Genomic DNA, 5,578 nt, shown 5'->3' on the forward strand with positions numbered 1-5,578 from the left:
GACGCGCCCATCGCCTCGTGCAGGTCGGTGCCGGTGCGGGTCTGCCAGCCCTCGCGCAGGCCGGGGTCCAGCCGCTCGCCCGCAGCAAGGCCGTGGCGCAGGCTTTCGATGTGCTGCCATTCGGCGCGCAGCAGGCGACGAAACACGCCGGGCGCACCCGCAAGGATCGTGGCGCCATGCCGCAAGGCCAGCAGCGGGATCTGTTCCAGCGCGGTGCCCCCGGCAGGGATCAGCGCGGTGGCACCCATGGTCCAGGGATCCATCAGCCCGGTGCCAAGCGTGAAGGTCCAGTTGAAGGCCCCTGCATGCATCATCCGGTCGCTGTCACGCAGGTCGTACCAGCCGCTGAACATCGCCTTGCGCGCAAGAATCGCGCGATGGGCATGCATCACCGCGCGCGGCTGGCCCGAACTGCCCGAGGTATAAATGATATAGGCCAGCCGGTCGGGATCGCCCGTCGTAAACGGGGCGGCAGGCAAGTCGGCGAAAGAGGCAAGGTCGGCCTCGGTCAGGACCGGCGCGGTGTGGTCAGGCAACGGGATGCCATCGCCCGCGACCAGCATCCGGGGGGCGATTTCCGCCGCAATCTTGCCGATTTCACGCGCCGTCAGCATGGCCGAGGTCGGGACGGGCACGATCCCCGCCGTGATCGCGCCCAGATAGGCGACGGGAAAGGCGGGCGTATTGCCCAGCCGCATCAGCAGCCGGTCGCCGGGCCGCAACCCCGCCCGTAAGAACCCCGTCGCCGTGCCGCGAACCGCCGTGATCAGCCGGTCATAGGACCAGCGTTCCGCCCGCGACACGCCCACGACCGACAGCGCCAGCTTGTCGGGGCACCGGGTTCCAGCCCGCAGGACATGTTCAGCAAGGTTCATTTCGTGTCGGGCCCCTTCTGATGGTTACGGCCCGATCATTGCCGCAAATCTCCGGAAAGCGCAAAGCACTGTTACCGCGCCGCAAAATGATAAACGGCCCGCTGGGGCGGGCCGTCCGGTTGTAGTGTACGTGGATGAATCAGAGCAGCTTGAGATCGCTGGCCGAAGCGCGTCCGTCGCGGCCCGACTGCAGTTCATATGCGATTTTCTGATTGTCCTTCAGTCCGGTCAATCCGGCGCGTTCCACCGCCGAGATATGAACGAACACATCTTTGCCGCCCTCATCGGGGGCAATAAAACCATAGCCTTTGGTGGCGTTGAACCATTTCACCGTTCCGGTCGCCATAACCGTATCTCCTTCGAATTGATCCCAAGGCGAAATTGCCAAGGGTCGTGCAGCTGCGCTTCATCTTTGCCGGCTGCCCTTCAAGGGAGGCGGTGGAAAGTCTTATCGCTCACGTGGCCTAAAAGATGAACGATTCGCTAGGAAACGCAAGAAGGAAAGCAATTGCATCGAGCAACTGCGGCATTTTTTTTCACTTTCGGCAAGTTTCTGCGAATTTTGTCACAATTGCAACCATTTCCCTGTGAAGGATCACTGCAAATCCGGCGGAGTCGCCTCGTCCGCCAGCAGTCCAAGTGCGTCATCCAGGGGCAGACTGCGGCTGCCCTGGGCGTCAAGGCGGCGCATCGAGACGGTGCGATTCTCGACCTCTTTCATGCCAATGGCCAGAATCACGGGAACTTTGCCGACCGAATGTTCGCGGACCTTGTAGTTGATTTTTTCGTTCCGCGTATCGGCCTCGGCGCGGAGGCCTGCGGCGCGCAGGGCGGTCACGATCTCGTGCACGTAATCATCCGCATCCGACACGATCGAGGCCACCACGACCTGACGCGGCGCCAGCCACAAGGGCAGCTTGCCGGCGCTGTTTTCGATCAGGATGCCGATGAAGCGTTCAAAACTGCCCAGAACGGCGCGGTGCAGCATGAAGGGGCGGTGCTTGGCGCCATCCTGCCCGACATATTCCGCATCCAGCCGCTGGGGCAGGTTCGGGTCAAGCTGAAGCGTGCCGCATTGCCAATCGCGCCCGATGGCGTCGGTCAGCACGAATTCCAGCTTCGGGGCATAGAACGCCCCCTCGCCGGGAAAGATTTCGAACTCGCGGCCCGCGGCCTTGCAGGCCCCGGCCAGAGCGGCCTCCATCAGATCCCAGCTTTCATCGCTGCCGACCCGCTTTTCGGGGCGGGTGGACAGCTTGATGCGCCATTGATCAAAACCCAGATCGGCATAGATCGCGGCCAGAAATTCGATGAATTTCTGCGATTCTGCCTCGACCTGATCCTCGGTACAGAAAATATGCGCGTCGTCCTGCGTAAAGCCGCGCACCCGCATGATGCCATGCAGCGCGCCCGAAGGTTCATACCGGTTGCACGACCCAAATTCCGCCATACGCAGCGGCAGGTCGCGATAGGATTTCAGCCCGACATTGAAAATCTGCACATGACAGGGGCAGTTCATCGGTTTCAGGGCGTTGACAGTTTTTTGCTTGGCATGTTCCTCATCGACCTCGACGATGAACATATGGTCCTGATAGTTGTCCCAGTGTCCACTTTTCTCCCACAGGTGGCGGTTCACGACCTGCGGCGTGTTCACCTCGACATAGCCGCCGTCGCGCTGGCGGCGGCGCATGTAATCCTGCAACGCGGTGTAGATCGCCCAGCCATTCGGGTGCCAGAATACCTGTCCCGGCGCCTCTTCCTGCATGTGAAACAGGTCCATCTCGCGGCCCAGTTTGCGGTGGTCGCGCTTTGCGGCCTCTTCCAGCATGATCAGATGAGCCTTGAGATCCTCGCGGTTGCGAAAGGCCACGCCATAGATGCGCTGCAACATCGGGCGGCTGCTGTCACCCAGCCAATAGGCCCCGGCGATATGGGTCAGCTTGAAGGCGTCGGCGGGCAGTTGGCCGGTCGATTGCAGATGCGGGCCGCGGCACAGATCCTGCCAGTCGCCATGCCAGTACATCCTCAGATCCTGATCCTCGGGGATGCGGTCGATCAGTTCGATCTTGAACGGCTCATTCGCGGCCTTGTAATGGGCGATGGCGCGGGCACGGTCCCAGACCTCGGTGCGCACGGGATCGCGGGCGGCGATGATCTGTTTCATCTTCGCCTCGATCTGGCCCAGATCCTCGGGCGTGAAAGGCTCGGCCCGGTCGAAATCGTAAAACCAGCCGTGATCGCGCACCGGGCCGATGGTCACTTTGACATCGGGCCAGATTTCCTGAACGGCGCGGGCCATGACATGCGCGAAATCGTGGCGGATCAGTTCCAGCGCGGGGGCGTCGTCCTTCATCGTGTTGATCGAGATCGCGCCGCTTGCGGTGATCGGCCAGGCCAGATCGACATGGCGACCGTCGAGGCTGGCCGAGATGGCGCGCTTTGCAAGGCTGGGGGCGATGCTTTCGGCAACCTCGACGGCGGTGATGCCGGTGGGATAGTCGCGCGAATTGCCATCGGGGAAGGTAAGGGAAATCTGGGACATGAAAGTCCTCCTCGTCGGTTTGGCGCCCACGGAACGCCCGGTTGCGGGTATGGTCCGCGTCTCATGGACCCCGGCGCAAAAACTGTCAAGATGGCGGGGTGATTTGCAAGCGGGGAACCGGCATGAGTGACTTTCTGGAAACAAAGCAGGGGCGGAGGATCGCCTTTCACCAGACGGCAGGCCGGGGGCCGGGCGTCGTCTTTCTGGGTGGCTTCAAATCCGACATGCAAGGCACAAAGGCGTTGTACCTTGAAGATTGGGCGCGCGCCGAGGGCCGCGCCTTTCTGCGCTTCGACTATTCCGGACACGGTGAAAGCAGCGGCGCGTTCGAGGAAGGCTGCATCGGCGATTGGACTGCGGATGCGACCGCCATGCTGACCGGCCTGACCGAGGGGCCGCAGTTCCTTGTCGGGTCAAGCATGGGGGGGTGGATCAGCCTGCTGCTGGCCCGCGCCATGCCGCAGCGCGTGGCCGGGCTGATCACCATCGCCGCCGCGCCCGATTTCACGCAGCGGGGGTTCTGGGCAGGTTTTTCGGATGAACAGCGCGATACGGTGATGCGGAACGGGCGGATCGAGCTGCCAAGCGGTTATGACGACCAACCCTATCTCATCACCCGCCGCCTGATCGAGGATGGCCGCGACCATCTGGTTCTGGACCAGCCCCTGCCACTGCCCTTTCCGGTGCGCTTCCTGCAAGGCACGGCGGATGAGGACGTGCCGATGCAATGGGCGCTGGACCTGCTGGCCCATGCCACGGGCAAGGATCTGCGGCTGACACTGGTCAAGGGCGCCGATCACCGCTTTTCGACGCCGGAATGTCTGGCGCTGATCTGCCGGACGGTCGGGGAACTGGCGGCCTGAGCAAACGGAAAAAGCCGGGGGCGGCACCCCCGGCTTTTTTTCTGCAATGGCAGATCGTGTCGTCAGACGGCGATCTTGCTGTTGTCGCCCATCTTGTCCTTCGCGCCCATATCGGCGGTATCGCCTGCCGCCTTGCGGCGGCGCGTCGGGCGTTTTTCGGCGGGCAGGCCGGAATTGGCGTCGATGAAATCCAGCACCAGCGGGCGGATGTTCAAACGCCAGGATTTCCCGGCAAAGATGCCGTAATGGCCCGCGCCATCCTCAAGATGCTGGAACTTTTTCGATTCGGGGACGCCGGTGCACAGTTTCAGCGCCGCGACGCACTGGCCAGGGGCCGAGATGTCGTCATTCGAGCCTTCGACCGTCATGACGGCGACATCGGTAATCTTGCCGATATCGACCTTATGGCCATCCACCTCAAAGCGGTTCTGCGCGATTTCCAGGTTCTTGAAGATGCGTTCCACCGTGGACAGATAGAACTCGGCCGTCATGTCCATCACGGCCAGATATTCGTCATAGAACTTGTTGTGCTTGTCGCCTTCGCTGGCCTTGCCGCGCGCCTCGTTGAAGATCTTGTCGATGAACGCGCCGGCATGGGTTTCGGCGTTCATCGCGATGAAGGACGAAAGCTGCGCCAGACCCGGATAGACCATCCGCCCCGCGCCCGCATATTTGAAGCCGACGGACTGGATGACCAGATGTTCAAGCTCGCCCATGGTCATACGGTTGCCGAAATCGGTGACTTCGGTGGCGGCGGCATCAGGATCGACCGGGCCGCCAATCAGGGTCAGGGTGCGCGGCTGCGCCCTGGGATCCTGTTCGGCCAGCAGCGCGGTGGCGGCAAGGGCCAGCGGTGCGGGCTGACAGACCGCGATCACATTGGTGTCCGGGCCAAGATGGCGGATGAAATCGACCAGATAGCCGGTGTAATCCTCGATGTCGAACTTGCCCTGGCTGACCGGGATGTCGCGGGCATTGTGCCAGTCGGTGACATAGACATCGCAATCCGACAAGAGCGAGATCACCGTCGAACGCAGAAGCGTCGCGTAATGGCCCGACATGGGCGCGACCAGCAGGATCTTGCGGTTCATCGGTTCGCGGCGGGCGACACGGAAATGCACCAGATCGCCGAACGGGCGCTTCACCTCGGGTTCGACATAGACGATGTGGTCCTGACCGTCGGCACCGATGACCGGCGGGATCTGCCAGTCGGGCTTGATCACCATCCGGGCAAAGCTGCGTTCGGTCACGCGGCCCCACGCGCTCATCAGTTTGAAGGCGGGGTGCGGGATCAGCGC

Annotated in this window: 5 protein-coding genes; 1 reads left to right on the forward strand and 4 read right to left on the reverse strand. The window is 62.5% G+C overall.

Going from position 1 to position 5,578, the window contains the following annotated elements; all coding sequences use genetic code 11:
• The 3 genes from ACK5L9_RS22590 to thrS form a co-directional block, all read right to left on the reverse strand.
• The coding region (locus ACK5L9_RS22590) for a class I adenylate-forming enzyme family protein (RefSeq protein WP_416913705.1) at positions 1-875 on the reverse strand (875 nt) is incomplete at its 3' end.
• Positions 876-1,014: 139 nt separating this feature from the next.
• Positions 1,015-1,221, reverse strand: a complete 207-nt coding sequence (locus ACK5L9_RS22595) for a cold-shock protein (RefSeq protein ID WP_216033212.1) — start codon at positions 1,219-1,221, stop codon at positions 1,015-1,017.
• Positions 1,222-1,470: 249 nt separating this feature from the next.
• Entirely contained in the window at positions 1,471-3,417 is a 1,947-nt protein-coding gene (gene thrS / locus ACK5L9_RS22600; RefSeq protein ID WP_416913706.1) for a threonine--tRNA ligase, read from the reverse strand.
• A gap of 122 nt (positions 3,418-3,539) precedes the next feature.
• On the opposite strand from thrS, the gene ACK5L9_RS22605 reads away from it, so the two are divergent.
• Positions 3,540-4,280: an alpha/beta hydrolase gene (locus tag ACK5L9_RS22605; protein ID WP_416913707.1), complete on the forward strand. Its 741-nt coding sequence runs from the start codon at positions 3,540-3,542 to the stop codon at positions 4,278-4,280.
• A gap of 62 nt (positions 4,281-4,342) precedes the next feature.
• Here ACK5L9_RS22605 and phaZ read toward each other — a convergent pair.
• The coding region (gene phaZ / locus ACK5L9_RS22610) for a polyhydroxyalkanoate depolymerase (protein WP_416913708.1) at positions 4,343-5,578 on the reverse strand (1,236 nt) is incomplete at its 5' end.

It is taken from the genome of Paracoccus sp. (in: a-proteobacteria), from assembly GCF_047973135.1.
Classification (GTDB): domain Bacteria; phylum Pseudomonadota; class Alphaproteobacteria; order Rhodobacterales; family Rhodobacteraceae; genus Paracoccus.